Annotated in this window: 21 protein-coding genes; 17 read left to right on the forward strand and 4 right to left on the reverse strand. The window is 60.6% G+C overall.

What is annotated here, in order from left to right; translation table 11 throughout:
* Nucleotides 1-176 precede the first annotated feature (176 nt).
* On the forward strand, nucleotides 177-1187 hold the full coding sequence (locus AC1Z1G_RS01065) for an ABC transporter substrate-binding protein (protein WP_483624153.1): 1011 nt from the start codon (nucleotides 177-179) through the stop codon (nucleotides 1185-1187).
* A gap of 148 nt (nucleotides 1188-1335) precedes the next feature.
* Here AC1Z1G_RS01065 and AC1Z1G_RS01070 read toward each other — a convergent pair whose 3' ends face one another.
* The gene (locus AC1Z1G_RS01070; RefSeq protein ID WP_483624156.1) at nucleotides 1336-2256 is read right to left on the reverse strand and encodes a LysR family transcriptional regulator; all 921 of its coding nucleotides are present in this window, start codon (nucleotides 2254-2256) and stop codon (nucleotides 1336-1338) included.
* Nucleotides 2257-2438: 182 nt separating this feature from the next.
* On the opposite strand from AC1Z1G_RS01070, the gene AC1Z1G_RS01075 reads away from it, so the two are divergent.
* Nucleotides 2439-3344 (forward strand): TauD/TfdA dioxygenase family protein, encoded by a 906-nt coding sequence (locus AC1Z1G_RS01075; RefSeq protein WP_483624158.1) that lies wholly within the window; start codon nucleotides 2439-2441, stop codon nucleotides 3342-3344.
* A gap of 184 nt (nucleotides 3345-3528) precedes the next feature.
* On the opposite strand, the gene AC1Z1G_RS01080 is transcribed toward AC1Z1G_RS01075, so the two are convergent.
* Both AC1Z1G_RS01080 and AC1Z1G_RS01085 read right to left on the reverse strand, forming a co-directional pair.
* On the reverse strand, nucleotides 3529-5145 hold the full coding sequence (locus tag AC1Z1G_RS01080) for an alkaline phosphatase family protein (RefSeq protein WP_483624160.1): 1617 nt from the start codon (nucleotides 5143-5145) through the stop codon (nucleotides 3529-3531).
* Nucleotides 5146-5361: 216 nt separating this feature from the next.
* The gene (locus AC1Z1G_RS01085) at nucleotides 5362-6306 is read right to left on the reverse strand and encodes a LysR family transcriptional regulator (protein WP_483624161.1); all 945 of its coding nucleotides are present in this window, start codon (nucleotides 6304-6306) and stop codon (nucleotides 5362-5364) included.
* Between the two features lie 153 nt (nucleotides 6307-6459).
* Here AC1Z1G_RS01085 and AC1Z1G_RS01090 point away from each other — a divergent pair, with 153 nt between their 5' ends.
* From AC1Z1G_RS01090 to AC1Z1G_RS01145, 12 genes are all read left to right on the forward strand, one after another.
* Nucleotides 6460-8832, forward strand: coding sequence for a TonB-dependent receptor (locus AC1Z1G_RS01090; RefSeq protein ID WP_483624162.1), 2373 nt, complete (start codon nucleotides 6460-6462; stop codon nucleotides 8830-8832).
* A gap of 279 nt (nucleotides 8833-9111) precedes the next feature.
* On the forward strand, nucleotides 9112-9438 hold the full coding sequence (locus AC1Z1G_RS01095; RefSeq protein WP_483624164.1) for a hypothetical protein: 327 nt from the start codon (nucleotides 9112-9114) through the stop codon (nucleotides 9436-9438).
* 432 nt (nucleotides 9439-9870) lie between these two features.
* Nucleotides 9871-10671, forward strand: coding sequence for an energy transducer TonB (locus AC1Z1G_RS01100; RefSeq protein WP_483624166.1), 801 nt, complete (start codon nucleotides 9871-9873; stop codon nucleotides 10669-10671).
* A 44-nt stretch (nucleotides 10672-10715) separates the two neighbouring features.
* On the forward strand, nucleotides 10716-11441 hold the full coding sequence (locus tag AC1Z1G_RS01105; protein ID WP_483624168.1) for a MotA/TolQ/ExbB proton channel family protein: 726 nt from the start codon (nucleotides 10716-10718) through the stop codon (nucleotides 11439-11441).
* A 1-nt stretch (nucleotide 11442) separates the two neighbouring features.
* Entirely contained in the window at nucleotides 11443-11844 is a 402-nt protein-coding gene (locus AC1Z1G_RS01110; RefSeq protein ID WP_483624170.1) for an ExbD/TolR family protein, read from the forward strand.
* Between the two features lie 280 nt (nucleotides 11845-12124).
* Nucleotides 12125-12706, forward strand: coding sequence for an alpha/beta hydrolase (locus tag AC1Z1G_RS01115; protein ID WP_483624172.1), 582 nt, complete (start codon nucleotides 12125-12127; stop codon nucleotides 12704-12706).
* 55 nt (nucleotides 12707-12761) lie between these two features.
* Nucleotides 12762-13697, forward strand: a complete 936-nt coding sequence (locus tag AC1Z1G_RS01120; protein ID WP_483624174.1) for a sigma 54-interacting transcriptional regulator — start codon at nucleotides 12762-12764, stop codon at nucleotides 13695-13697.
* 301 nt (nucleotides 13698-13998) lie between these two features.
* Nucleotides 13999-14781 (forward strand): MetQ/NlpA family ABC transporter substrate-binding protein, encoded by a 783-nt coding sequence (locus AC1Z1G_RS01125; RefSeq protein WP_483624175.1) that lies wholly within the window; start codon nucleotides 13999-14001, stop codon nucleotides 14779-14781.
* 1179 nt (nucleotides 14782-15960) lie between these two features.
* Nucleotides 15961-16626, forward strand: a complete 666-nt coding sequence (locus tag AC1Z1G_RS01130; RefSeq protein ID WP_347903183.1) for an amino acid ABC transporter permease — start codon at nucleotides 15961-15963, stop codon at nucleotides 16624-16626.
* Nucleotides 16607-17266, forward strand: coding sequence for an amino acid ABC transporter permease (locus AC1Z1G_RS01135; RefSeq protein ID WP_483624177.1), 660 nt, complete (start codon nucleotides 16607-16609; stop codon nucleotides 17264-17266). The genes AC1Z1G_RS01130 and AC1Z1G_RS01135 overlap by 20 nt, the downstream gene beginning before the upstream one ends.
* Nucleotides 17263-18045: an amino acid ABC transporter ATP-binding protein gene (locus tag AC1Z1G_RS01140; RefSeq protein WP_483624179.1), complete on the forward strand. Its 783-nt coding sequence runs from the start codon at nucleotides 17263-17265 to the stop codon at nucleotides 18043-18045. The genes AC1Z1G_RS01135 and AC1Z1G_RS01140 overlap by 4 nt, the downstream gene beginning before the upstream one ends.
* Complete coding sequence (locus AC1Z1G_RS01145; protein WP_483624181.1) at nucleotides 18042-18926, forward strand: transporter substrate-binding domain-containing protein; 885 nt, start codon at nucleotides 18042-18044, stop codon at nucleotides 18924-18926. Before AC1Z1G_RS01140 ends, AC1Z1G_RS01145 begins: the two co-directional genes overlap by 4 nt.
* Before the next feature lie 165 nt (nucleotides 18927-19091).
* On the opposite strand, the gene AC1Z1G_RS01150 is transcribed toward AC1Z1G_RS01145, so the two are convergent.
* Nucleotides 19092-20252: an AAA family ATPase gene (locus tag AC1Z1G_RS01150; RefSeq protein ID WP_483624182.1), complete on the reverse strand. Its 1161-nt coding sequence runs from the start codon at nucleotides 20250-20252 to the stop codon at nucleotides 19092-19094.
* A gap of 187 nt (nucleotides 20253-20439) precedes the next feature.
* Here AC1Z1G_RS01150 and AC1Z1G_RS01155 point away from each other — a divergent pair, with 187 nt between their 5' ends.
* From AC1Z1G_RS01155 to AC1Z1G_RS01165, 3 genes are read left to right on the forward strand one after another with little or no spacing between them, the layout of a single operon-like run.
* The gene (locus AC1Z1G_RS01155; protein WP_483624184.1) at nucleotides 20440-21540 is read left to right on the forward strand and encodes an efflux RND transporter periplasmic adaptor subunit; all 1101 of its coding nucleotides are present in this window, start codon (nucleotides 20440-20442) and stop codon (nucleotides 21538-21540) included.
* Nucleotides 21537-22604 (forward strand): efflux RND transporter periplasmic adaptor subunit, encoded by a 1068-nt coding sequence (locus AC1Z1G_RS01160; protein WP_483624186.1) that lies wholly within the window; start codon nucleotides 21537-21539, stop codon nucleotides 22602-22604. The genes AC1Z1G_RS01155 and AC1Z1G_RS01160 overlap by 4 nt, the downstream gene beginning before the upstream one ends.
* The gene (locus AC1Z1G_RS01165; RefSeq protein WP_483624187.1) at nucleotides 22601-25648 is read left to right on the forward strand and encodes an efflux RND transporter permease subunit; all 3048 of its coding nucleotides are present in this window, start codon (nucleotides 22601-22603) and stop codon (nucleotides 25646-25648) included. Before AC1Z1G_RS01160 ends, AC1Z1G_RS01165 begins: the two co-directional genes overlap by 4 nt.
* Nucleotides 25649-25726 lie beyond the last annotated feature (78 nt).

The following is a 25726-nucleotide window of genomic DNA, read 5'->3' on the forward strand; positions in this document are numbered from 1 at the left end:
TCCAATGCATTCGAAGAATATTTTCGATGCTGTTTCTGCATACCGTGCCAAGGCGTACGTTTTAGCGGGTGTATGCGTTTTAGTTATTAAATTGTGATTTATTAGTATTTAAATGTTTGGATCGACTGTGCCTACTTTTGGCTCCTCAACGCCCGCCGTGATCAGGAGCTGCACCCATGAACCTTCCTTTCAAACGCGTTATCAATCTGTTCGCTGCCGGTGTGCTTGCCGGTCTGGCGCTGAACGCCAGCGCGGCCGAACTCAAGGAAATCCGCATCGCCGTGCCAGACCTCAGCGCTGGCACACAACACAGTGGCGGCGGAGTGGTGGACGTGTTGCGCCAGCAGCAGATTTTTGAAAAGGCCTTCGCCGATCAGGGCATCACCGTCCAGTGGAGTTTCTTCAAGGGCGCTGGCCCTGTGATCAACGAAGCTTTCGCCAACGGTCAGGTCGACCTGGCGTACCTCGGCGACCTCGCGGCGATCATCGGCAAGTCCAACGGCCTCGACACCCGGCTGCTCAGCGCCTCGGCGCGTGGCGTGAAGCATTACCTGGGCGTGGTGCCGGGCTCGGGGATCAAGACTTTGCAGGACCTCAAAGGCAAGCGCGTGGCGATCTTCCGGGGCACCGCCAGCCAACTGTCGTTCGATGCCGCGCTGGCCAGCCAGGGCTTGAGCGAGAAGGACCTGAAAGTCATCAACCTGGACTTCAACGCTGCGGTGGCGGCACTTGCGGCCAAACAGATTGACGCGTCGTGGGGTAGCTCCGGGCTGACTGCGTTGCAAGCCAAAGGCCTAGCTGAGTTGCCGCTGAGCACCAAGGACCTGGGTGGCGCGGGCAGCATTCAGAGCGTGCTGGTAGGGGCCGGGAAGTTTGTCGACGAGCATCCCGACGCCGTGGCGAAACTGCTCAAGGCGCAACAGCAAGCCGTCGAGTGGCTGACCCAGGACAGCAACAAGGAGGCGTACATTCAGTTGGTGTCGGGGCTGGCAAGTTATCCACAGGTGATTCTTCAGCAGGACCTGAAGGACCAGAAACTGAGCGAGATTTTCCCCTCGACCCTGGACCCGGTGTTCCTCGGCAAATTGCAGGACGCCGTGGACCTGGCTTCGCAGCAGAAGCTGATTCGCAAGCCGTTCAAGGTGAGCGAGTGGGTGGCGCCGCAGCTGGCTGCGGCAAAACTGTAAGCACTCAACGGTGGCGAGGGCGCTTGCTCCCGTTGGAGCGCGAAGCGGTCCCAACCTGAAGTACCGCATTCATTCAGTCAGGACTCGGTGGCCGGGTTGCGACTGCTGCGCAGCTGAGTGGGAGCAAGCTCCCTCGCCACAAGAGCGGTCAAACCGCGAGAGCGACTTCCTGCTTATCCACCGCCACCAGCGTCTCAATCATCGCCCGTGCCGCCGGCGACAACCGGAACCCCGTACGGCTCACAATCCCGCACCGCGCATTCATGCTCTCGATGTTCTGCGGCAGGTTACGCCAGTGCAGCAGTGCCAGCGAGCCCTGGGCGATGTCTTCGACAAACGCTTCCTCGGTGCCCACACCAATCGCGTTGGACTGCAACACGATTTTCACCAGTGCCGGAAAATGCTCGGTCTCGATGGTCGGTGAAAAATCGGTGCGGCCACTGAGGTTCGCCAGCAGTTTGCGAATACCCGGCGGGATCAGCGTGGTCGCCAGCGGGTAGTCGAACATGTCATTGGTCGACAGGCTCTCCTTGGCCAGCAACGGATGCCCCGGGCGGCAGAAAAACACCCCGCGCTTGGGGGTGAGCGCACGGGTCTGAAAGTTCGGGTCGGCTTCGAAATGGCGAATGTCGGCGATGAAAAATTCGATCTCTTCACGGCTCAGTGCGCGGCTGAGTTTTTCCCAGTTATCCACCTGAAAACAGGTGCGCACTTTCGGGTGCGAATTGACGAATTGCGCCACCGCGTCCGGTACCAGTTTGACCGCTGGCGCCGGGCCGCAACCGAAGCGCAACTCGCCCGCGTCGAGCTTGGTCATTTGCGTCACTTCGGCGTTGAGCAGTGCCGCGCCCTGCACCAGCGTCAAGGCGTGTTGCAGCACCACCTGGCCCTCGGGCGTGGGGCGCAGATCCTTATTGCCGCGGTCCACCAGCACGCAGCCGAACTCCTGCTCCAGCCCTTGAATACTGCGGCTGAACGCCGGTTGTGTGATGCCCATTGCATCAGCCGCACGGACAAAACTGCGGTGTTCGTTGAGGGCGATGAAGTAACGCAGCTGGCGAAGATCCATATGCTTTCCCGGCATCCTGAAAATAGCTCGAAGGCATTTGCGACGAGGGTGGCTTGAGGTTTTAAATGCAAGCTCTTATTCCGTCAACGAAGCATGTGAATATCTATTAGATCTAAATAGAATATAGATAGAGCGTTGGTTCGCGGTCGGCAAACCGTAAACAGTCAGATGAGGGTCTACCCATGAGCAATGCCGCTTTAGCTGTAAAACCCGCTGTTCACGCGCTTGAAATTCATCCGGTGGCCGGTCGCATCGGTGCCGAGATTCGTGGTGTCGCGCTGTCCGGTGAGCTGGACGCCAGCACGGTCGACGCCATCCAGCAGGCACTGGTGCAGTACAAAGTGATCTTCTTCCGTGCCCAGACCCACCTCGACGATCAGCGTCAGGAAGCTTTTGCGCATTTACTTGGCGAACCGGTGGCGCACCCGACCGTGCCGGTGCGCGACGGCACCCGTTACTTGCTGGAACTGGATGGCGCTGAAGGTCAGCGTGCTAACTCCTGGCACACCGACGTGACCTTCGTCGACGCCTACCCGAAAGCCTCGATCCTGCGCTCGGTGTTGGCGCCGTCCCACGGTGGCGACACGGTGTGGGCCAACACCGCCACGGCTTACAACGAACTGGCGCCGGAGCTGCGCGAGCTGGCGGACAAGCTCTGGGCGGTACACAGCAACGAATATGACTACGCTGGCGCCAAGCCCGATGTCTCGGCAGAGAAGCTGGAGCGCTATCGCAAGGTCTTCACGTCGACGGTTTACGAGACCGAGCACCCGGTGGTTCGCGTGCACCCGGTCAGTGGCGAGAAAAGCCTGTTGCTGGGGCATTTCGTCAAACGCATCAAGGGTTATTCACAGGCCGATTCGGCGCATTTGTTCAACCTGCTGCAAAGCCATGTCACGCGCCTGGAAAACACCGTGCGCTGGCGCTGGCAGGCCGGTGACGTGGCGATCTGGGACAACCGCTCGACCCAGCATTACGCGGTGGATGATTACGGCACGCAGGCGCGCATCGTTCGCCGGGTGACACTCAAGGGCGAGGTGCCGGTGGGAGTGGCGGGGCAGCGGAGCCAGACTATCAAGGCGGGTTGAGATAGCTGGGGGCTCTTGCTCACCCCAGCCCTCTCCCATGGGGACGTGGTGAAAGGGAGCCGATCTTCATGCGATTCAAACCTGAGTTCGACTCGATTTTTCAGGTCGATGGACCTCCAGGAACAATTCAGTCAGTCCCCTCTCCCTCCGGGAGAGGGCTAAGGTGAGGGGCTTTTGACCTCAGCTACCAAACGCCGATCTGCACTACTTTCTCGGTCTCCGGTTCACCATACCGAAACCGCTGCCCGCGCAAATCAATCTCCTGATGGCTGATGGTGGTGCGGCGTTTCAGCCCCCTCATCCATTCGAACAGATACCCCGCATGCTCTTCTCGCACCGCCGCAAAGGCCGGGTCTGTACCGAGATCGTGCAATTCCTGCGGGTCATTCAGCAGATCGAATAGCTGCGGCCGAAAGCCGTCGTACGCCAAATATTTCCAGCGGTCGCTGCGCACCATGGTCATGCGGCAGCGGTCGATCGGTTGCGCCAAGCGTTCGCGCGCCGGAGCCTGGAAGGCGTAGTCGTACTCGCTGATCGCATAGCGGCGCCAGTCGGATTTTTCCGCGTGCAGCAGCGGGATCAGCGAGCGTCCTTCCAGCCGATGCTCCGCACCCGGCAGGCCCAGCGCTTGAAGAAACGTCGGCAGGGCGTCGATGGTTTCCACCAGTCGTGCATCTACCGAACCACGGGTGAGATCCGCCGCCGCACGCGGGTCGCGCACGATCAACGGCACGCCCACCGCTGGCTCCAGCAAGAACTCTTTTTCCCCCAGGTAATGGTCGCCGAGAAAATCCCCGTGATCGCTGGTGAACACGATCAGCGTGTCGTCCCAGCGGCCGCTGCTTTCGAGAAAATCGAACAGCCGCCCAAGCTGATCATCGACCTGTTTGATCAGGCCCATGTAGGTCGGGATGACGTTGAGCCGCACCTCATCGCGGGAGAAATTCAGGCTCTCTTCGTGCTGGCGAAACGCGTGGTAGACCGGGTGATCGCTTGCCTCGCCCGGCGCTGAGCGCACGGCTGGCAGCACCTGATCGGCTCCATACAACGCGTGGTAAGGCGCGGGGGCGATGTAGGGCCAATGGGGCTTGATGTACGACAGGTGCAAGCACCACGGCTGGTCCTGTTGTTCGCGGATGAAGTCGATGGCGCGGTCCGTGGTGTGCACGGTCTCCGAGTGCTGCTCGGGAATCCGTGCCGGCAGATGGGCGTTGCGCATGTGCCAGCCACTGAGGGTTTCGCCGTGTTCGCCCGCGCCCGCGTTGGCCCAGTCGTGCCAGGGGTTGCGCCCCTCAAAACCGTGCGCGCGCAGGTAATGGGTGTAAGGCGCCGACTCGCGTTTGTCGTCGAACAACGGGTCGTCGGGGAAGATCCCGTCGTGCCGGAAGTACGGCTCGAACCCCACTTCGTTCAGCGCCTCGGCCTGCGTACTGGCGGGGTCGATGGCCAGGCGTTGCAGCGCGTCGAGGTTGGGCGTGGCGTGGGTCTTGCCGACCAGCGCAGTGCGGATGCCGTGGGGGCGCAGGTAGTCGCCAATCGTCAGTTCTTCGAGGGGCAGCGGCACGGCGTTCCAGGTGACTTGATGGCTGCTGACATAGCGCCCGGTGTAGGCCGACATCCGCGACGGCCCGCAAATCGTGCCTTGGGTGTACGCGCGGCTGAACCGCACACCAGCGGCGGCGAGGCGGTCGATGTTGGGCGTGTGCAGGTGCGGGTGGCCGTAGCAGGACAGGTAATCGCGGCGCAGTTGGTCGCACATGATGTACAGCACATTGCGCACGGGGTTTTGGGTGTTGGGCATGGGGTTCACCGATCAAAGGACAGGTGAGGGTTTTCGCCGGTCGCACCGGGTTCGGGCAAGTGCATTCGGGGAATGGGTTTTATGCAGGCGTTGCATCGGTGCCTGTGCCGTCCTCTTCGCGAGCAAGCCCGCTCCCACAAGGACCTTGGGTGAACATGATTTTTGGATACACAGGAGATCAAATGTGGGAGCGGGCTTGCTCGCGAAGACGGTGGATCAGACAGCAACATTCTCCAATGAACACACCTCGTCATCGCGCTCATCAATCTCTTTGATCTGCGCGATCATCGCCTCGGCCAACGGTGACAACCGATACCCCGCACGGCTGACGATGCCGTAACGGGTGTAGAGCTCCTCCAGGTCATCGGCCAGCCCATCGATTTTCAAGCACACCAGTTCGCCTCGGGTGTGATGCAGCACATCGCTGTAGGCGCCGACGATGCCGATGGCGTCCGAGCGCAGTACCACGCCGAGCAGGCTGTAGCTGTTTTCACATTCCACGGTGGGGCTGAAGTCCGGGCGGCCGCTGAGGTCGACGATGACTTTGCGCAGGTTCGGCGGGCGGATGCTGACCGCCATCGGGTAGCTCATCAGTTGCGCCGCGCTGACCGATGCCTGCCCCGCCAACGGGTGCCCGGCGCGGCAGCAGAAATGCCATTTGCGCGGGCGCAGGCGTTGGGTCAGGTAATCCGGGTGGGCTTCGAACTGTCGGGTGTCGGCGACGAAGAATTCGAACTCTTCACTGAGCAGTCGCTTACCCAGGGTTTGCCAGTCGTCCACCTGAAATTTCACCCGCGCCTTGGGGTAGCGTCCGATGAAACGGCCGATCGCACGCGGGATCAACCCGGCTGCGGGTGCCGGGCCGCAACCGAAGCGCAGTTCGCCGGCCTCCAGGCCATTGAACTGGCTGATCTCGTTGGCCATTTGCTGCGCACCGCTGACCAGCCGCCGCGCGTGCTCAAGCAGTACCTGGCCTTGTTTGGTCGGCGCCAGGTCCTTGCGTCCGCGATCCACCAACTGGCAACCGACGCTGTGTTCCAGCGCCTGGATACTGCGGCTGAAGGCCGACTGCGACAGGTTCACCGCCATCGCGCCCGCAACGAAGCTGCGCTGTTCGGCGAGGGCGATGAAGTGACGGAGCTGGCGCAAATCGATATGCATTTTTCACATAAAAAATATCGGGGAAATGCATTGGATATGCATTAGGTCGACTCCTTATAAAGGCAATCTCTTATGCAGTAAATCTTTGTAAAAACATAAACAAATAACTTTAAAGAATATACAGCGTGTGTATTTTTTGACCAGGAGCCGCCCATGAGCCCGTTGAATCTTGCGTCACCCTTAACGCCCCGACGGCTCAAGCGCCTGCCTCTGGCCTTGTTGCTGGCCGGCAGCGCCAGTTGGACCCAGGGGTATGCCGCCGAGGCCGAAACCCCGCCCGAGGGTGCGAGTAAAACCACTGCCGGCAAGGCCAAGGCCGATAACGGGCGGCTGGAAACCGTGACGGTCACGGCCCGGCGTCGCGAAGAAAGTTCACAAGCGGTGCCGACGCCGATGAGCGTCATCAGCGGTCAGGCGCTGGAGAGCCAGCGGGTCTATCGCATCCAGGATTTGCAGCAACTGGTGCCCAGCGTCAACGTCGCCTACATGCATGCGCGCCAGTCCAGCGTGTCGATCCGTGGCCTGGGCAACAACCCGGCCAGCGATGGCCTGGAAGGCAGCGTCGGGCTGTACATCGACAACGTCTACCTGGGGCGGCCGGGCATGGCGGTGTTCGACTTGATGGACATCGAGCAACTGGAAGTCCTGCGTGGCCCGCAAGGGACGTTGTTTGGCAAAAACACCACGGCGGGGGTGATCAACATCAGCACCCGCGCGCCGGGTTTCACCCCCGAGCGCAGCATCGAAACCTCGGTCGGCGAGGACGGATACTTTCAAACCAAGGGCACGATTTCCGGACCGCTCAACGACGAACTGGCCGGGCGTTTTTCGGCCTATCGCACCCGCAGTGACGGCGACATCAAGAACGAGTACGACGGTCATGATTTGAATGGCGGCTCGCGTCAGGGCTTTCGTGGCCAGTTGCTCTACAAACCGAGCGAAACCTTCAACCTGCGCTGGATCGGCGACTACAACGAAGAGGATTCCAGCGCCGGGACGCGGGTGCTCTACAGCACCGGGCCGACCCTCAATGGCGTCAACCTCTACCAGTCGCGGGCCACGGCGGCGGGCGCGACCCTGGTGGACGGCTCCCATCGCAAGGTCAACCTGAACAACGACCAGCACGTCACCGTGTTCCAGGGTGGCACCTCGCTGGAGGCCAACTGGACCTTGCCGAATGACTTTACCCTGACGTCGATCAGCGCTTATCGCTGGTGGAATTTCACCCCGCGAAACGACGACGGCCTGAACGTGGCCGCGACTTACAACGCGGGCGTTTCGGTGGAGGACAAACAGTATTCCCAGGAGTTTCGCCTGGCCTCACCTACCGGCGGCGCTTTCGATTATGTGTTGGGCGCCTACTATTTCGGCTCGGATCTGGACAACAAATCTTTCGCCTATTACGGCCCGCAAGCCGACATCTGGAACGGCACGCCTCGGGGCGCACTGGCCAACGTCAGCACGGTTGGTAACGGCCACATTGAAACCAACAGTTTTGCGCTGTTTGCCCAAGGTACCTGGCACCTCACCGAGCGGCTGGATTTTACCGCCGGGGTGCGTGGCAGTTACGAGGAAAAGAATGCGTGGGTGACCCGCGATGCGCCGTTGGGCGGCGCAGCAGTGACTGGTGCGGCGGCCAACGCCCGGCGCGGTCGCACCGGGGCATACGATTCCGGGGATCTGAATCAGTACAGCAGCAGCCCATCGGGTTTGCTGAACCTTAGTTACCACTTCACCGATGACCTGCTGGGCTACGCGACCTTGTCCCATGGCGAGAAATCCGGTGGGGTCAACCTGGTGGTCGGCTCGGCACCGACGGCGGGCGCCGGCTCCTTGTTGATTGGCACCGAACGCGCCAACAACGCCGAGCTGGGTTTCAAAAGCACCCTGTGGGACCGGCGCCTGCAACTCAACGCCAACCTGTTCTGGACCCAGGTCAATGGTTACCAGACCAATGCCTATGACGCAGCCAACCGCGTGCAGTACCTGACCAACGCCGGTTCGGTACGTTCACGGGGCGTCGAAGTGGAAAGCACGCTGATTGCGTTGCGAGGCCTGACGCTAAACATCAACGGCTCGTACAACGACGTCAGCTACCTCTCCTACAAGGATGCGCCATGCCCGCCCGAAGTCAGCCTGCGGCCCGGTGCGCCGGCTTCGTGCGACCTCAGCGGCCATCAAGTGGTCGGCGCCTCGAAGTGGATCGGCAACGCCAATGGCGAATACACCTGGAACCTCACTAACGGCCTGGAAGAATACGTCACCGCCAGCTACGCATTCCGCTCCAAAGCGGTGGGCACGGTCGAGGACTCCGATTTCGGGCAGATCCCCAGCTACGCCGTGGTGAATTTATCCACAGGCTTGCGCGGCGACTTCAGTGACGGCCAGTGGGACGTTTCGCTGTGGCTGAAGAACGCCTTCGACAAAACCTATTACACGACCCTCTGGACGGGCGGTAACGGCGGGTATGAAGGGTTGCTCGGGACACCGCGCACATTGGGTGTGACCGGTCGTTATGACTTCTAGGCTCTGTACGAAGACTGCCTGATCGCCACTCGGCGACTTTTCGTACAGACCCGAGGGACTGTTTCAGTATTTAGTGAGTTAGTGCCAATTGTAATAATCAGGTAAGCCAGGGGTATAGTTTATGAGATGTTTGCGTGGTGCATATAGCGCTTTCGTCCGACAGTAAGTGTTTTGGGCGTGGACAATAACGGAATGTCCGTCCATTCTCGTTTTGTGAGTTTTCAGGAGAGAACTTGCACTCATTGGAAGATACCTATTTCACGACAAGGGAAATTCATTATGTCGAGTATTAACGGGACTTATGTAAACGCTAACGCCGGCGCCAAACTGGTCATCACCGATGGTAATGACTCGAACGGGACTTTCAGCGGCAAGCTGAGCCAGAACGGTGTGAATTACGATGTCAGTTATGGGCACTACCACTTCCAGAACAGCACCGGTCAGCCAACCATCATCACGGTCGCGGCCCTGAACGATGGCACCGGCTATCAGGCGTGGACACTGTTTTCGCCTGATCATAATTACACCAGGCTGAAGGCGTTCGGTTCTCGTAATAACTTTGACGGCGATGTCGTTGGCCTGGCTGGCGAGTTCGTCAAGCAATAAACTTCATGTTTTAAATTTGTCGGCTGCCTGCATGTAAAAGTGTGGGCGGCCTTTTTGTGTTTGTTTATTTTCTAATAATTGGTTCGAATGTTTATTGCTGCAGTTGGTATTCAGGCTTTTTCTGACATCCCTATCTGAGTGCTTTGCTTTTTATAGTGCGGCACGCACTTTATTTTTCGAAATCCATGCCTTCCCTGAATATTTTTAATGCCTTAAAAGCATCGGGTTTACCGCGATCCTCTACAACCCTTTGATTCCGTGGGCTGGCAGCCAGTGGCGGATTTTATTATGCGTTTCGGATCTATCCATAACTACAAAGGTTACTTTCGGAGATAAGCGTCTGGCCCAATGATTCATCCATCGAGACGGCTGCGCGGGGGAGTCAGGCGCAGGCAGATCGATTTATTGAAGAAGACCGTAGGGAGTCAATCAATGGGCAATGTCCAGACCGCCGCCAGCGCACATGAAGTGCCATGGCGGCAGGCGCCGAGTGGCGAGTTGGTCGATCTCGGCCGCCCCCATCGGGTGCCGTTGGGTCAGTTGCGGTTGCAGCGCACGCCCAAGGGCATCCTCAGCCGACGCGAAGGGATTCTGCTGGGGGTGCTGGCGCTGCTGGTGCATGGTGCGGTGATTTATTGGGTCAATCAGCAACCGACACCGGCGCTGCCTGTCGTGCCGCCGGAGATCCCGCCGATGACCATCGAATTTTCGCGCCCGGCCCCGCCGGTCGTCGAGCCGCCACCACCGCAACCGGCGCCACCCGTGGTCGAGCCACCGCCGCCCGTGGTGGACGAATTGGCGGCCAAGCCACCGCCCAAACCCAAGCCAAAACCGGTGGTCAAGCAGGCCCCGAAACCGGCGCCAAAAGCTGTTGAACAACCGCCCGCGACGCCGCAACCTGCCGCGCCCGTGGCCGCGCCGGCCCCCGTTGCGCCGCCCGCACCCGCGCCAGTCACCCCGGCATCGGCCAACGCGGCGTACCTGAAAAACCCGGCGCCGGAATATCCGTCGCTGGCGCAGCGGCGCGGTTGGGAAGGCACGGTGTTGTTGCGGGTTCAGGTGTTGGCCAGCGGTAAACCGGGAGAGATCCAGATTCAGAAAAGCAGTGGTCGCCAACAGCTCGACGACGCGGCCTTAACCGCCGTGAAACGTTGGAGTTTTGTGCCGGCCAAGCAGGGTGATGTCGCCCAGGACGGCTGGGTCAGCGTGCCCATCGATTTCAAGATTCATTGAACCGAAACCTATTCGCGCTAAACGCTTACACGAGGGAACACATCATGACGTTACTGGCATCTCCACTTGAATCCATCGAAGGCGCGGTGATCTGGCTGCTGGTGGTTTTCTCCGTCGCCACCTGGGGCCTGGCGTTGCTCAAGGGTGTGCAGTTTGCACGCTTGAAGGCCCAGGATCGCAAATTTCATAAACAGTTCTGGGCGGCCTCCAGTCTCGATTCAGCGGCCGAATTGAGTGAGACCCAACCCGGTGCGGCGGCCCGCGTGGCACAGGCCGGTTATGCAGCGATCCAGGTCGGCGAAGCGCCGCAGGCGACGGACCTGAGCCAGGCAATCAATCACCAGGACCGTCTGGAGCGCGCCTTGCGCCAGCAGATCGTGCGGGAGCGGCGCTCGTTGGAAACCGGCCTGGCGGTGGTCGCGAGTATTGGCAGCACCTCGCCGTTCATTGGTTTGTTCGGCACCGTGTGGGGAATCATGGAAGCCTTGAAAGGCATCAGCGCGGCAGGCTCCGCGAGCCTGGAAACCGTAGCCGGGCCGATTGGTGCAGCGCTGGTGGCGACGGGTGTGGGGATCGCGGTCGCGGTACCGGCAGTGCTGGTTTACAACTATTTCCTGCGGCGCCTGAAGCTGACCGCCGCCGACCTCGATGACTTCGCCCATGACTTCTACAGCCTGGCGCAGAAGAGCTCGTTCCGCGTGTTGATCCACCCGACGGCGCATAAAGTCGCCGCCCAGGGCAGCGTGCAAAAAGTGAAGGAGGCGTCCTGATATGGCCTTTTCCACGCAAGACAGCGATGAGGTGCTGAGCGAGATCAACGTCACGCCGCTGGTGGACGTGATGCTGGTGTTGCTGGTGGTGTTCATCGTGACGGCGCCACTGCTGACCAACGCGATTCCTATCAACCTGCCGAAGACCGAAGCGGTCGCGCCGGTTGAACAGAAAGACCCGCTGGTGGTGAGCATCGACGGGGCGGGCAAGCTGTTTATCAACAAGGACGAAATCCAGCCCGAATTGCTCGAGTTCAACCTGCAGGCCGCCAAGGCCAAGGACCCGCAGGTGCGCGTGCAATTGCAGGCCGACGACGGGGTGAACTACGGCGAGGTGGCGCGGGCCATGGCGTCCATCGAGCGGGCGGGAATCACCAAGCTGTCGGTGATTACTGCGCGTTGACCGTTTTCAAGTTTTCCGGGGCCGTCTCCTTGGCAGGGTGCGGCCCTTTTTTTGTTTCGAAGGAACACCGAATCCTTTGTGGGAGCGGGCTTGCTCGCGAAAGCGGAGTACCAGTCGACATCAATGTTGAATGTCTGGGCCCCTTCGCGAGCAAGCCCGCTCCCACATTGAGCCTCTATATATTCTGTTATGGTCTTAACAAATAGCTTCTTATTCCTTAACGAACATATCTCTCGTCCCTATACTCGATCAGGAACAGACACGCACAGGAGAGCTCCCCATGCGCAACGAATCAATTCGCTACCTGATTGTGCCGGGCTGGCAAGGATCGCCAGAAGATCATTGGCAAAGCCATTGGCAGAACAGTCTGCCCAACAGCGCGCGCGTGGAGCAGGCCGACTGGCTGACGCCGCGCCGTGAGGACTGGGTCGCAGCGTTGGCCGAAGCGATTGCCGCCGACAGCACGCCCGTGATCCTGATCGCCCATAGCCTGGGTTGCATCACCGTTGCCCATTGGGCTGCTACCGCGCCGGTACAGGCATTACGTCAGGTGCGCGGGGCCTTGCTGGTCGCGCCGGCCGACGTCGAGCGCCCGGCCTGCGTGCCAGCCTTGCGTAACTTCGCTCCCATTCCGACCCACTTGCTGCCGTTCCCGAGCCAGGTGGTGAGCGCCGACAACGACGCCGCCGTCAGCGCACCGCGTGCGCTGGAACTGGCCCGCCATTGGGGAGCCGAGGCAGGAATTCTGGCGGGTGCCGGGCACATCAATGTGAAGTCCGGCCACCATCGTTGGGAGCAGGGTTTTGCCTACCTCTATCGGCTGCAAAATCGCATGGAACATCACGCACTGCGCCGCGCTTGAGCCTTTATTTTTTTATTCGCCCCCGTCTCCCGGCGGTTTTGGGCGGGAGTCTGCCATGAGTCCGCATGAGTCTTTCGGTCAGCCATTGCTGACCTTTCCCGACGCTGAAAAAAGCCCATTGAGCATTCGCGCCAAGGCGCTGGTGTTTGTCGACCCGCGCTCGCGACAGTTGCGCCAGGAACTGGAACATTTGGCACCCCGCTCGATTTCGGTGTTGATTCGCGGTGAAACCGGCAGCGGCAAAGAGTTGCTGGCGCGGCATATCCATCGTGGCAGTGATCGCGGTGGTTTGTTCGTATCGGTCAATTGCGGCGCGATCAGCCCGACCTACGCCGATGCCGAGTTGTTCGGCTACGCGGGCGGCAGTTTCAGCGGCGCTGCGAGCAGCCGTGCCGGTTGGTTCGGTTCGGCCAACGGCGGAACCCTGTACCTGGACGAAATCGGCGACTTGCCGTTGCCGATCCAGATCAAGTTGCTCGCGGCCCTGGAAAACCACGAAGTCACCCGCGTCGGTGCCCAGCAGCCGAGCCCGGTGGACGTGCGGCTGGTGGCCGCCACCAGCATCGACCTGGCCCAGGCCGTGGCCGCCGGAAAATTCCACGAGCGCCTGTATCACTACCTCAGCGAAGGGCAGCTTGAGTTGCCGGCATTGCGCGAGCGGGTCGGCGACATTCAGTCATTGGCCGAATACTTTCTCGGTATCTACAGCCAGCGCCTCGACCTGCCGGTGCCGTTTATCAGCGACGCGGCACAGCACGTGCTGGAACAGCACAGCTGGCCAGGCAACACCCGTGAGCTGGAAAACGTCATTCACTTTGCGTTGCTGGTGAGTACCGGGGACGAGATCTTGCCGGAGCATTTGAATCTGCCGCAGGTGTCGCCGTCGCTGGGTCAGATCGAGCGGCAAGTCGCGCAAGTCAGCAAAAACGGCACGACTGCCGAGCGCTCGGCCCTCAAAAGCCTGCTCACAGATCTATTGGTCGCCCTATAACCCAGTGGCGAGGGAGCGTGCTCCCGCTGGGTTTCGAAGCAACCCCAAAATCAGCAACCAATTTCTGTCAGGCAAGCCGCATTCATCGAATTGCGATTGCCGTGCAATCGAACGGGAGCAAGCTCCCTCGCCACAGGGTTAAGTGTCTTTTTTGTGTGCGAACAAAATGGAATATCAAAGTGAATAAAAGATATTGTTCGGGAATAAAAAATCTCGGTATTGTCCGCTTCACACCAGCGATAGCGCTTCACTGGCACTTCACTTTTTAGCCGTTGTCGATAACGACAAATAAGGACACTGCATGAAAAAGGTTCTGTTGTTCACCGCATTGGCGGCTGCCCTGACCGCAAGCCTGGCCCAGGCCGGAGAGAAACTGGTGGTGGCGGCAACGCCGGTGCCGCACGCCGAGATTCTCGAACTGATCAAACCCACCCTCGCCAAAGAAGGCGTGGACCTGGAAATCAAAGTCTTCACCGACTACGTGCAACCAAACGTACAGGTCGATCAGAAGCGTCTGGACGCCAACTACTTCCAGACCCTGCCGTACCTCAAAAGCTTCAACGAAGGCAAAGGCACGAACCTTGTGACCGTGATCGGCGTGCACGTCGAACCGTTCGGCGGCTACTCGAAAAAAGTCAAAACCCTGGCTGAATTGAAAGACGGCGCAACCATTGCCATTCCAAACGAAGGCAGCAACAGCGGCCGTGCGCTGATCCTGTTGCAGAAGGCTGGCCTGATCGAGTTGAAAGACCCGAAAAACGCCCTGGCCACGCCAAAAGATATCGCCAAGAACCCGCACAACTTCAAGTTCAAGGAACTGGAATCGGCCATGCTGCCGCGTGTGCTGGATCAGGTCGACCTGGACATGATCAACACCAACTACGCGCTGGAAGCGGGTTTGAACCCGGCTAAAGATGCGCTGGTCATTGAAGGCGCGGATTCACCGTACGTGAACTTCCTGGTAGCCCGTCCGGACAACAAGGACAGTGTCGCAATCCAGAAACTGGCCAAGGCCCTGACCAGCCCGGAAGTGAAAGCATTCATCGAGAAGAAGTACAACGGCGCGGTCCTGCCGGCGTTCTGATCTGACGCATAAGTGAACCCCTTCAAGGTGTGAAAACGCCGATGGCTAGTGATAGTCATCGGCGTTTTTGTGTGTGTTTGCGTAAGCAGCCCTCACCCTAGCCCTCTCCCAAAGGGAGAGGGGACTGATTGGGGGGATGTTTCAGAGATACATCGACTTGATCGTGCTTTACCGAATCCATAATCGACCCGGTTGTTCAGGTCGATGTATGACGCGAAACACCTCGGCCGGCTCCTTCTCCCTCCGGGAGAGGGGGCTGATTGGGGGATGTTTCAGAGATACATCGATCTGATCGTGCTTTACCGAATCAATGATCGATCCGGTTGTTCAGGTCGATGTATGACGCGAAACACCTCGGCCGGCTCCTTCTCCCTCCGGGAGAGGGGGCTGATTGGGGGATGTTTCAGAGATACATCGACTTGATCGTGCTTTACCGAATCCAGAATCGACCCGGTTGTTCAGGTCGATGTATGACGCGAAACACCTCGGCCGGCTCCTTCTCCCTCCGGGAGAGGGGGCTGACTGGGGGGATGTTTCAGAGATACATCGACCTGATCGTGCTTTACCGAATCCAGAATCGACCCGGTTGTTCAGGTCGGTGTATGACGCGAAACACCTCGGCCGGCTCCCTTTCCCTCCGGGAGAGGGGGCTGATTGGAAGGATGTTTTAGAGATACATCGACCTGATCGTGCTTTACCGAATCCAGAATCGACCCGGTTGTTCAGGTCGATACGTGACGCGAAACACCTTGGCCGGCTCCCTCTCCCTCCGGGAGAGGGCTGGGGTGAGGGTGCTCTTGATCTCAGGCGACCCGGGTCTTCAGCGCCCTGCGCAACGCCACCAATAATTTCACGATGTCCTGCGGGTCCAGCCGTTGGGGTACTTTCGCGTCATCCATTTTTATCGTCCTTGTGATGGGTGGCCGGGGAGTCTGGCCAAAAGCTGTATGTCCTTGGAGATGTGCACGCAAAAAAAGAGCTCTCCTACAGCGTTAGGGAAAATAGCTGGCCTGCGCAGACACCGCAAACCGTGGGTTAGCTTTTTGCGTGATATCAATATGCTTTATCGGTATTTAAAAAATTCTTTTTATGCCTTTAAAGTCTGCCCCTGCCGGGCTGTTATCCACAGCCCAATGGACTGCACCACCGCCGCCTACCCTGCGGCGTTCAGGATCTTCAATGACATTCGATTACGCTTTTATCCTCAGCACCCTTCCGGCTTTTCTCAAAGCCGTGGGCGTGACACTGCAGGTCGGGCTGATCGCCATCGGCACCTCGTTGCTGGTGGCCCTGATCAACGCGACTATCCTGGTGTTTCGCACGCCTTACCTGCGACGCCTCGTCGGGCTTTACGTTGAACTGGCCCGCAACACGCCGCTGCTGATCCAGCTGTTCTTCGTCTACTTCGCCTTGCCGGCGCTGGGCATCAAAGTCTCCGGTTTTACAGCGGCGATCATCACCATGACCTTCCTGGGTGGGGCCTACCTCACCGAAGTGCTGCGGGCCGGTGTCGAAGCGGTGCCGGCGGCGCAACTGGAGTCGGGGCGTTCCATCGGTCTGTCGAACGGGCAGCTGTTGCGCTACGTGATCCTGCCGCAGGCGGGCATCCTCAGCCTGCCGTCGCTGTTCGCCAATTTCATTTTTCTGCTCAAGGAAACCACCGTGGTGTCGGCGGTGGCGGTGCCGGAGATTCTCTACACCACCAAGAGCTACATCGCGCTGTATTACAAAACCTACGAAATGCTCGCCGTGCTGACGCTGATTTGCGTGCTGCTGTTTTTGCCGCTGTCGCTGTTGCTCAGCCGTCTGGAAAGGAGGCTCCAGCATGGCCAGTTCGGGTCTTGAATTGCTCTGGGTGTCGTTGCCGCAGCTAGGCCGTGGCGCGGAGCAAACCCTGTCGATTTCCTTTTTGAGCATCGCCATCAGCACCGTTGGCGGCGTGCTCTATGGCGTGTTGCGCACCCTGAATTCGAAATGGCTGAACGCGATTCTGCGGGTCTATCTGGAATTGTTCCGGGCGATCCCGGTGCTGGTCTGGCTGTACTTGCTGTTTTTCGGCCTGCCGATCTTTTTCGGCCTGAGCATTCCCAGTTACTGGTGTGCGGTGCTGGTGTTGTCGTTGTGGGGCGCCAGCGAGGTCGGTGAAGTGGTGCGCGGTGCGCTGCATTCGTTGCCGCGTGGGCAACGCGAGGCGGGGCTGTCGATTGGTTTGTCCGGCCCGCAGCTTTACGGCTATGTGCTGATTCCCCAGGCGCTGAAACGCATGACGCCGCCGACCATTAACGTTTACACGCGGATCATCAAGACCAGTTCGCTGGCGGTGCTGATTGGCGTGGTGGACGTGATCAAGGTCGGCCAGCAGATCATCGAGCGCACGTATGAGTCGGTGCTGATCTACGGCGCGCTGTTCCTGTTTTTCTTCTTTATCTGCTACCCGCTGTCAGCCGCTTCACGCGTGCTGGAGCGGCGCTGGACGCAAGCATGAGCGCATTGATCGAGTTCAAGGGATTCAACAAGTTTTTCGGTGAGCAACAGGTCCTCAACGGGATCGACCTGAGCGTGAAGGCCGGCGAGGTGATCGTCATTCTCGGCCCCAGCGGCTGTGGCAAAAGCACTTTGCTGCGCTGCCTCAACGGTCTGGAAGTTGCCCACAGCGGCAGCTTGAGTTTTGCCGGCCGCGAGTTGCTGAGCAAAACCACCGACTGGCGCGAAGTGCGCCAGCAGATCGGCATGGTCTTCCAGAGCTACCACCTGTTCCCGCACATGAGTGTGCTCGACAACCTGCTGCTCGGTCCGCTCAAGGTGCAAAAGCGCCCGGTGCGCGAAGCCCGTGAGCAGGCCGAAGCCTTGCTTGAGCGGGTGGGCCTCTCGGACAAGCGCGATGCCTTCCCGCGTCAGCTTTCCGGGGGCCAGCAGCAACGCATCGCCATCATTCGGTCGTTGTGCATGAACCCGCAGGTCATGTTGTTCGATGAAGTCACCGCCGCCCTGGACCCGGAAATGGTCAAGGAAGTGCTGGAGGTGATTCAGGGCCTGGCCCGCGATGGCATGACACTGTTGATCGTCACCCACGAAATGGCCTTCGCCCGTGCTGTGGCCGACCGCATCGTGTTCATGGATGCCGGGCGCATCCTTGAGCAAAACCCTCCCGAGACGTTCTTCACGAACCCGCAGACCGCGCGCGCGCAGCAGTTCCTGGAGAAGTTCTCGTACGTTGAAGCCCTGCCCAAAAAGACTCTTGCCAAGGAACTGGAACCCTCATGAAAACTGCCAAGTCTTCTCTGCTGCTACTCCCATTGGTCGGCCTCGCGTTGCTGGCCGGTTGCAACAAATCCGAAGAACCCGCCAAGCCTGTGGTGTCCACTGCCAGCGCGGCGCCTGCGGCGAGCTACCTGGAAAAAATCAAGGCACGCGACAAATTGATCGTCGGCGTGTTCACCGACAAACCACCGTTCGGCTTCGTGGACGAGGCCGGGCGCTACGTGGGGTTTGATACCGACATCGGCCGCCGGTTTGCCAAGGACCTGTTGGGCGACGAGAACAAGGTCGAGTTCGTGGCGGTGGAACCGGCCAGCCGGATTCCGTTCCTGCAAAGCGACAAGGTCGACCTGATCCTGGCCAACATGACCGTGACTCCGGAGCGCAAGGAAGCGGTGGAATTCACCAACCCGAACCTCAAGGTTGCGGTGCAGGCGCTGGTCCCCGAGGCCAGCACCGTGAAGAGCCTGGAAGATCTGGCGACCCGCACCACGATCGTCACCACTGGCACCACGGCCGATATCTGGCTGACCAAGAACCACCCGGACTGGAAGTTGCTCAAGTTCGAGAAAAACACCGAGTCGTTGCAAGCGCTGTCCAGTGGTCGCGGCGATGCCTATGCGCAGGACAACCTGATCCTGTTCAGTTGGGCCAAGCAGAACCCGGGCTACCGCGTACTGACCGAAACCCTGGGCGCCGAAGCACCCATCGCGCCAGCCGTGAAGAAGGGCAACCTCGAACTGCGCGACTGGGTGAACACCGAACTGGCGAAGCTGGGCGAAGAGAAATACCTGCTCAAGCTGTACGACCAGTACGTGCGCAAAGAGCTGAGCGACGACACCAAGCCTGAGAGCGTGATCGTTGAAGGCGGGAAGTGGCAGGGCTGAGCTGCTGATTGATTCCACCTGTGGCGAGCAAGCTTGCTCGCGCTGGGCTGCGCAGCGGCCCCAAAACCATTCAACCCGGTGTGACAGGAAAACCCGGGTTGTCTGATTTACGACTGCTGCGCAGCCGAGCGCGAGCAAGCTCCCTCGCCACAGAGGGGGCGCCGACTAGTCCGGCCAATGCCACGCCGGCTCGTCCAGCATCCGCTGCCCGACAATCGCGGTCTGGCCGAAGTTTTTTTCCAGCACGATGCAATTGCACTCCGGGTCTTGCTGTAACGCCGAAATCAGCCGTCGGGCATGGGACACCACCCACACCTGGCACTGACCAGAGGCGCGGATAATCAACCGTGCCAGGGCGGGTAACAAATCCGGGTGCAGGCTGGTTTCCGGTTCGTTGAGCACCATCAGCGTCGGCGGCCGGGGCGTCAGCAGCGCCGCGACCAGCAGCAGATAACGCAGCGTTCCATCCGACAGTTCGGCCGCCGACAGGGGCCGCAACAACCCTTCCTGATAAAACTCGATAGCAAACCGGCCACCTTGCAACGGCTGAATGTTCAGCCGTGCGCCGGGGAACGCATCGCTGATGGCGGCGTGCAACGCTTCGGGGTCGCCAATCTCGATGATGGTCTGCAACGCCGCTGCCAGGTCCCGGCCGTCGTGGTGCAGCACCGGCGTGCGGGTGCCCAGTTGCGGCTGGCGCACGGGGGCGTCGGCGTCGCTGCGAAAGTGATCGTAGAAGCGCCAGCGACGAATGAACTCGCGCAGTTCCAGCACTTCCGGTGACGTGCGCAGGTTGCCGACCTGATCGAACAGGCTGTCGAAGTTTGGCGTGTGCTGGGCCAGCACGTCCCAGCCGCGCCCTTCGCGGGCGCGGATCATCGGCCCGTCGCGGTCCACCAGCAAACTGGCCGGCCGGTAGAACGGGCCGGACCAGATGCATTCCTTCTTGATTTCCGGGTCCAGGGAAAACTCCGAGCGGCTCGGTTCCGGCAGGCCAAGGGCAATCGAGTAGCTGAAGTCGTCACCGGCAAAGCCCAGGCGTAGGCGTTTCGGGGAATGGCGGACCGACGCCTCGACCGCCACCTCGCCGCTGCACATGCGCCGGCTGATTTTTTCCGGGCCGGCCCAGAACGTCGAATCCAGGCCACCCTCGCGTGCAAGCGCATTGACCACGCCGCCCTGCGCGGTTTCCGCCAGCAAACGCAGCGCCCGGTAGAGGTTGGATTTGCCGCTGCCGTTGGGGCCGGTGATCAGGTTCAGCCGCTCCAGCGGGATCACCAGTTTATTGATCGAACGGTAATTGGCCACCGCGAGGGTCTTGAGCATGGGGGCGTTCTCGGGTCGTGCCCACGCCGATCAGATCGTGTGGGAATGCGTTCCATGGCGGCGCTCCTCGCCGTGCGCGGGAGCGATCGGTGGGCAGTATAGGGACGGCCCGTGCAGACAGGGAACCCTGATCTAAGCTCTCAGTCGCATAGTCACGTTTGTGACGGTCTTACGCAAAGGAGCCTGCATGGCTGGTCGTGAATTAAAGCTGTTTGTCGGCCTGGGCCTCCTGGCTCTGCTGGGTGCGTGTGGAGATAAAAAACCGGTCGAAAAAGAGCATCCGCGAGTTTTCGTGCAAGCGGTCAAACCTGCCGATTTCGCGGCGTCGGTAACCTTGACCGGCGACGTCCAGGCGCGGGTCCAGACCGAGCTGTCGTTTCGCGTCGGCGGCAAGATCATCCAGCGCCTGGTGGATGTTGGTGACCGGGTGTCGGCCAAACAGGTACTGGCCCGGCTCGACCCCAAGGATTTACAGATCAATGTCGACACGGCGCAGGCCCAGGTAGTCGCCGAACAGGCTCGGGTCACACAGACCGCAGCAGCGTTTGTGCGCCAGCAAACGCTCTTGCCCAAGGGCTACACCAGCCAGAGTGAATACGATTCCGCCCAAGCCGCATTACGCAGCAGTCAAAGCGCCTTGAGCGCCGCCCAGGCGCAACTGGCCAACGCACGTGAACAATTGAGCTACACCGCGCTGATCGCCGAAGCGCCGGGGGTGATTACGGCACGTCAGGCCGAGGTCGGCCAGGTGGTACAGGCCACAGAGCCAATTTTCAGCCTGGCCCGGGACGGGGCGCGTGACGCCGTGTTCAATGTGTATGAGTCATTGTTGATCGCGCCGCCAACGGACCGCTCGCTGGTGGTCAGCCTGGTCGATAACCCAGCCATCAACATCACCGGCACCGTGCGTGAAATTACCCCGGCCGTCTCCGCGCAGACCGGCACGGTGCAGGTCAAGGTGACCCTCAACGACCTGCCCCAGGGCATGCAACTGGGCTCGGTGGTCAGCGCCACGGCCAAGGTGCCGGGCAAGTCGGCGGTGGAACTGCCGTGGTCGGCGCTGACCAAAAACCTCAGCGCCCCGGCCGTCTGGGTGGTCGGCGACGACGGTACGGCGCAGTTGCGGGGCGTCACGGTGGCGCGCTACCTGACAGGCAACGTAATCATCAGTGACGGCCTGAGTGGCGGCGAAAACGTCGTGACCGCCGGTGGCCAGTTGCTGCACCCAGGCTCTCGAGTGGAAATCGCCGTGCCGGCCTCCACAGGGCCGACGGGAGACCAGCCATGAAACGCCTGCTGTGGTTGACTGCCGGCCTGTTGCTGGCTGCCTGCTCGAAAAAAGAGCCGCCACCGGAACCGGTCCGGCCGGTGCTGTCGATTGAGGTCCAGTCCCTCGACCAGCAGGCGTTGGGGCGGTTTGCCGGGAGCATTCAGGCGCGTTATGAAACCCACGTAGGCTTTCGCGTGCCGGGGCGCATTGCCAGCCGTAACGTCGATGTCGGGAGTAAGGTCGAGAAGGGCGCGTTGCTCGCCACTCTCGACCCGACCGATCAACAGAACCAGTTGCGGGCCAGCCAGGGTGATCTGGCGCGGGTCGAGGCGCAGTGGATCAACGCCCAGGCCAACGCCCGGCGCCAGCAGGAACTGTTCAACCGTGGCGTGGGTGCCCAGGCACAACTGGACATCGCCCAGACCGACCTGAAAACCACCCAGGCGTCACTGGACCAGGCCAAGGCGGCAGTCAATCAGGCCAAGGACCAACTCAATTACAGCCAACTGCGCACGGATCATGCAGCGGTGGTCACGGCCTGGAACGCCGAGGCCGGGCAAACGGTCAGCGCCGGCCAGCAAGTGGTGACGCTGGCGCGGCCGGACATCAAGGAAGCGGTGATCGATCTGCCGGCCAACCTCGCCGAACGGCTGCCCGCCGACGTGGTGTTTCTGGTCGCGGCGCAACTCGACCCGGACATTCACACCACCGCCACCGTGCGTGAAATCGAACCCCAGGCGCAAAGCGCCACCCGGACCCGTCGCGCGCGCCTGACCCTGGCCGAGACGCCGCCAGGCTTTCGCCTCGGCACCGCGATCAGCGTGACCCTCAGTTCGGCCATCGAGCCGCGCATCGAATTACCCGTCAGTGCCCTGCAAGAGGTCGATGGCAAAACGCGGATCTGGGTCATCGACATGGCCACCCAAACCGTTTCCCCACGGGACGTCACACTGGTCCGCCGGGGTGCCGACAGCGTGACCCTCGCCAGCGGGGTCAAACCTGGCGAGCGGGTGGTGAGCGCGGGTGTGAACAGCCTCAAACCGGGGCAGAAAATAAAAATCGATGAGGACAGTCCACGATGAAAGGGCCTTTCAACCTATCCGAATGGGCTCTCAAGCATCAGTCGTTCGTGTGGTATTTGATGTTCGTTGCGCTGCTGATGGGGGTGTTTTCGTACCTGAACCTGGGACGCGAAGAAGACCCGTCCTTCACCATCAAGACCATGGTCATCCAGACCCGTTGGCCGGGCGCGACCCAGGAAGAAACCCTCAAGCAGGTTACCGACCGCATCGAGAAAAAACTCGAAGAGCTGGACTCCCTCGACTACGTGAAAAGCTACACCCGCCCCGGTGAATCGACGGTATTCGTGTACCTGCGCGACACCACCAGCGCCAAGGACATTCCGCAAATCTGGTATCAGGTGCGCAAGAAGATCAACGACATTCGCGGCACCTTCCCCCAGGGCTTGCAGGGACCGGCGTTCAACGATGAGTTCGGGGACGTGTATGGCTCGGTCTACGCCTTCACCGCCGATGGCCTGTCGATGCGCCAGTTGCGCGATTACGTCGAACAGGCCCGTGCCGAGATTCGGGATGTGCCGGGGCTGGGCAAGATCGAAATGGTCGGCCAGCAGAACGAGGTGCTGTACCTGAACTTCTCGACCCGCAAACTCGCGGCGCTGGGCATCGACCAGCGTCAGGTGGTACAGAGCCTGCAAACCCAGAACGCGGTCACTCCGGCCGGGGTCATTGAGGCCGGGCCGGAGCGTATTTCCGTGCGCACCTCGGGGCAGTTCGCTTCGGAAAAAGACCTGGCCGACGTCAACCTGCGGCTCAACGACCGGTTCTATCGGCTGGCCGATATTGCCGAGATCAGCCGTGGCTACGTTGACCCGGCGTCCCCGATGTTTCGCTTCAATGGTCAGCAGGCCATCGGCCTGGCAATCGCCATGAAGAAGGGCGGCAACATTCAGGAGTTTGGTAACGCGCTGCACAAACGCATGGATGAACTCACCGCCAACCTGCCGGTGGGCGTGGGCGTGCACAAAGTCTCGGACCAGTCTGAAGTGGTCGAAGAGGCGGTCGGCGGCTTCACCAGTGCCTTGTTCGAGGCGGTGATCATCGTGCTGGTGGTCAGCTTCATCAGCCTGGGCGTGCGCGCCGGACTGGTGGTGGCGTGCTCGATTCCGCTGGTGCTGGCGATGGTTTTCATCTTCATGGAATACAGCGGCATCACCATGCAGCGGATTTCCCTCGGCGCGTTGATTATCGCCCTTGGCCTGCTGGTGGATGACGCGATGATCACCGTGGAGATGATGGTCACACGCCTGGAAATGGGCGAAACCAAGGAGCAGGCGGCGACCTTCGCCTACACCTCCACCGCGTTTCCGATGCTCACCGGGACCCTGGTAACCGTGGCCGGTTTTGTGCCGATCGGCCTCAACGCCAGCTCGGCGGGTGAATACACCTTCACCCTGTTTGCGGTGATTGCCGTGGCCATGTTGGTGTCGTGGATCGTCGCGGTGCTGTTCGCCCCGGTGATCGGCGTGCACATCCTCAGCGCCGAGGTGAAACCCCATGACGCAGAGCCCGGACGCATCGGGCGAGCCTTCAACGGCGGGTTGATGTGGTGCCTGCGCCACCGCTGGTGGGCGATTGGCATCACGCTGCTGTGCTTCGTGCTCGCGGTGTTTTCCATGCAGTTCGTGCAGAACCAGTTCTTCCCGTCTTCGGACCGTCCGGAAATCCTCGTCGACCTGAACCTGCCGCAAAACGCGTCGATGGACGAGACCCGCAAGGCCGTCGACCGCCTCGAAGCCACGCTCAAGGATGACCCGGACATCGTGCGCTGGAGCACCTACATCGGCGAGGGGGCGATCCGTTTCTACCTGCCTCTGGACCAGCAGTTGCAGAACCCCTACTACGCGCAACTGGTGATCGTCAGCAAAGACTTCAAGGCCCGCGCGGCACTGAGCCAGCGTTTGCGCGAACGGTTGCGTAAAGACTTTGTCGGCATCGGCAGTTACGTGCAGGCCCTGGAAATGGGGCCGCCCGTGGGTCGACCGATCCAGTACCGGGTCAGCGGCAAAGACATTGACCAGGTGCGCAAACATGCCATTGCCCTGGCGGTCGAACTGGACAAGAACAGCCACATCGGCGAGATCATCTATGACTGGAACGAGCCGGGCAAAGTCCTGCGCATCGACATCGCCCAGGACAAGGCGCGGCAACTCGGGTTGTCCTCCGAGGACGTGTCGAACCTGATGAACAGCATCGTCAGCGGCTCGGCGCTGACCCAGGTCGACGACGACATCTACCTGATCAACGTGGTCGGCCGCGCCGTGGATGCCGAACGCGGCACGCCCGAGACCCTGCAGAACCTGCAAATCGTGACGCCCGGCGGCACGTCGATTCCGCTGCTGGCGTTCGCCACCGTGCGTTATGAGCTGGAGCAGCCACTGGTCTGGCGCCGCGACCGCAAACCGACCATCACCATCAAGGCGGCGGTGCGCGACGAGATTCAGCCCACCGACCTGGTGAAGCTGCTGAAACCTGCCATCGACCAGTTCGCCGCCAGTTTGCCGGTGGGCTACAAGGTCGCCACTGGCGGTACGGTGGAGGAAAGCGGCAAGGCCCAGGGGCCGATTGCCAAGGTTGTGCCGTTGATGCTGTTTTTGATGGCGACCTTCCTGATGATCCAGTTGCACAGCGTGCAGAAGATGTTTCTGGTGGCCAGTGTTGCGCCGCTGGGGCTGATCGGCGTGGTGTTGGCGCTGATTCCCACCGGTACGCCGATGGGGTTCGTGGCGATCCTCGGGATTCTCGCGTTGATCGGCATCATCATCCGCAATTCGGTGATCCTGGTGACCCAGATCGATGCCTTCGAACAGGGCGGCTACGCGCCGTGGGACGCGGTGGTGCAAGCCACGGAGCACCGACGGCGGCCGATCCTGCTCACGGCGGCGGCCGCCAGCCTGGGCATGATCCCCATCGCTCGCGAAGTGTTCTGGGGGCCGATGGCCTACGCGATGATCGGCGGGATCGTCGTCGCCACCTTGCTGACGCTGTTGTTCCTGCCAGCGCTGTACGTGGCCTGGTACAAGATCAAGGAGCCGAAGAAGGCGTGAGGGCGGTGATCACTCCCGTGCCGGTGCGTGGGAGTGATCTGACTTACAGCGCGAGCCAATTGGATTACCCTGCGCTCC

Source organism: Pseudomonas sp. JL27(2026) (genome assembly GCF_056933555.1).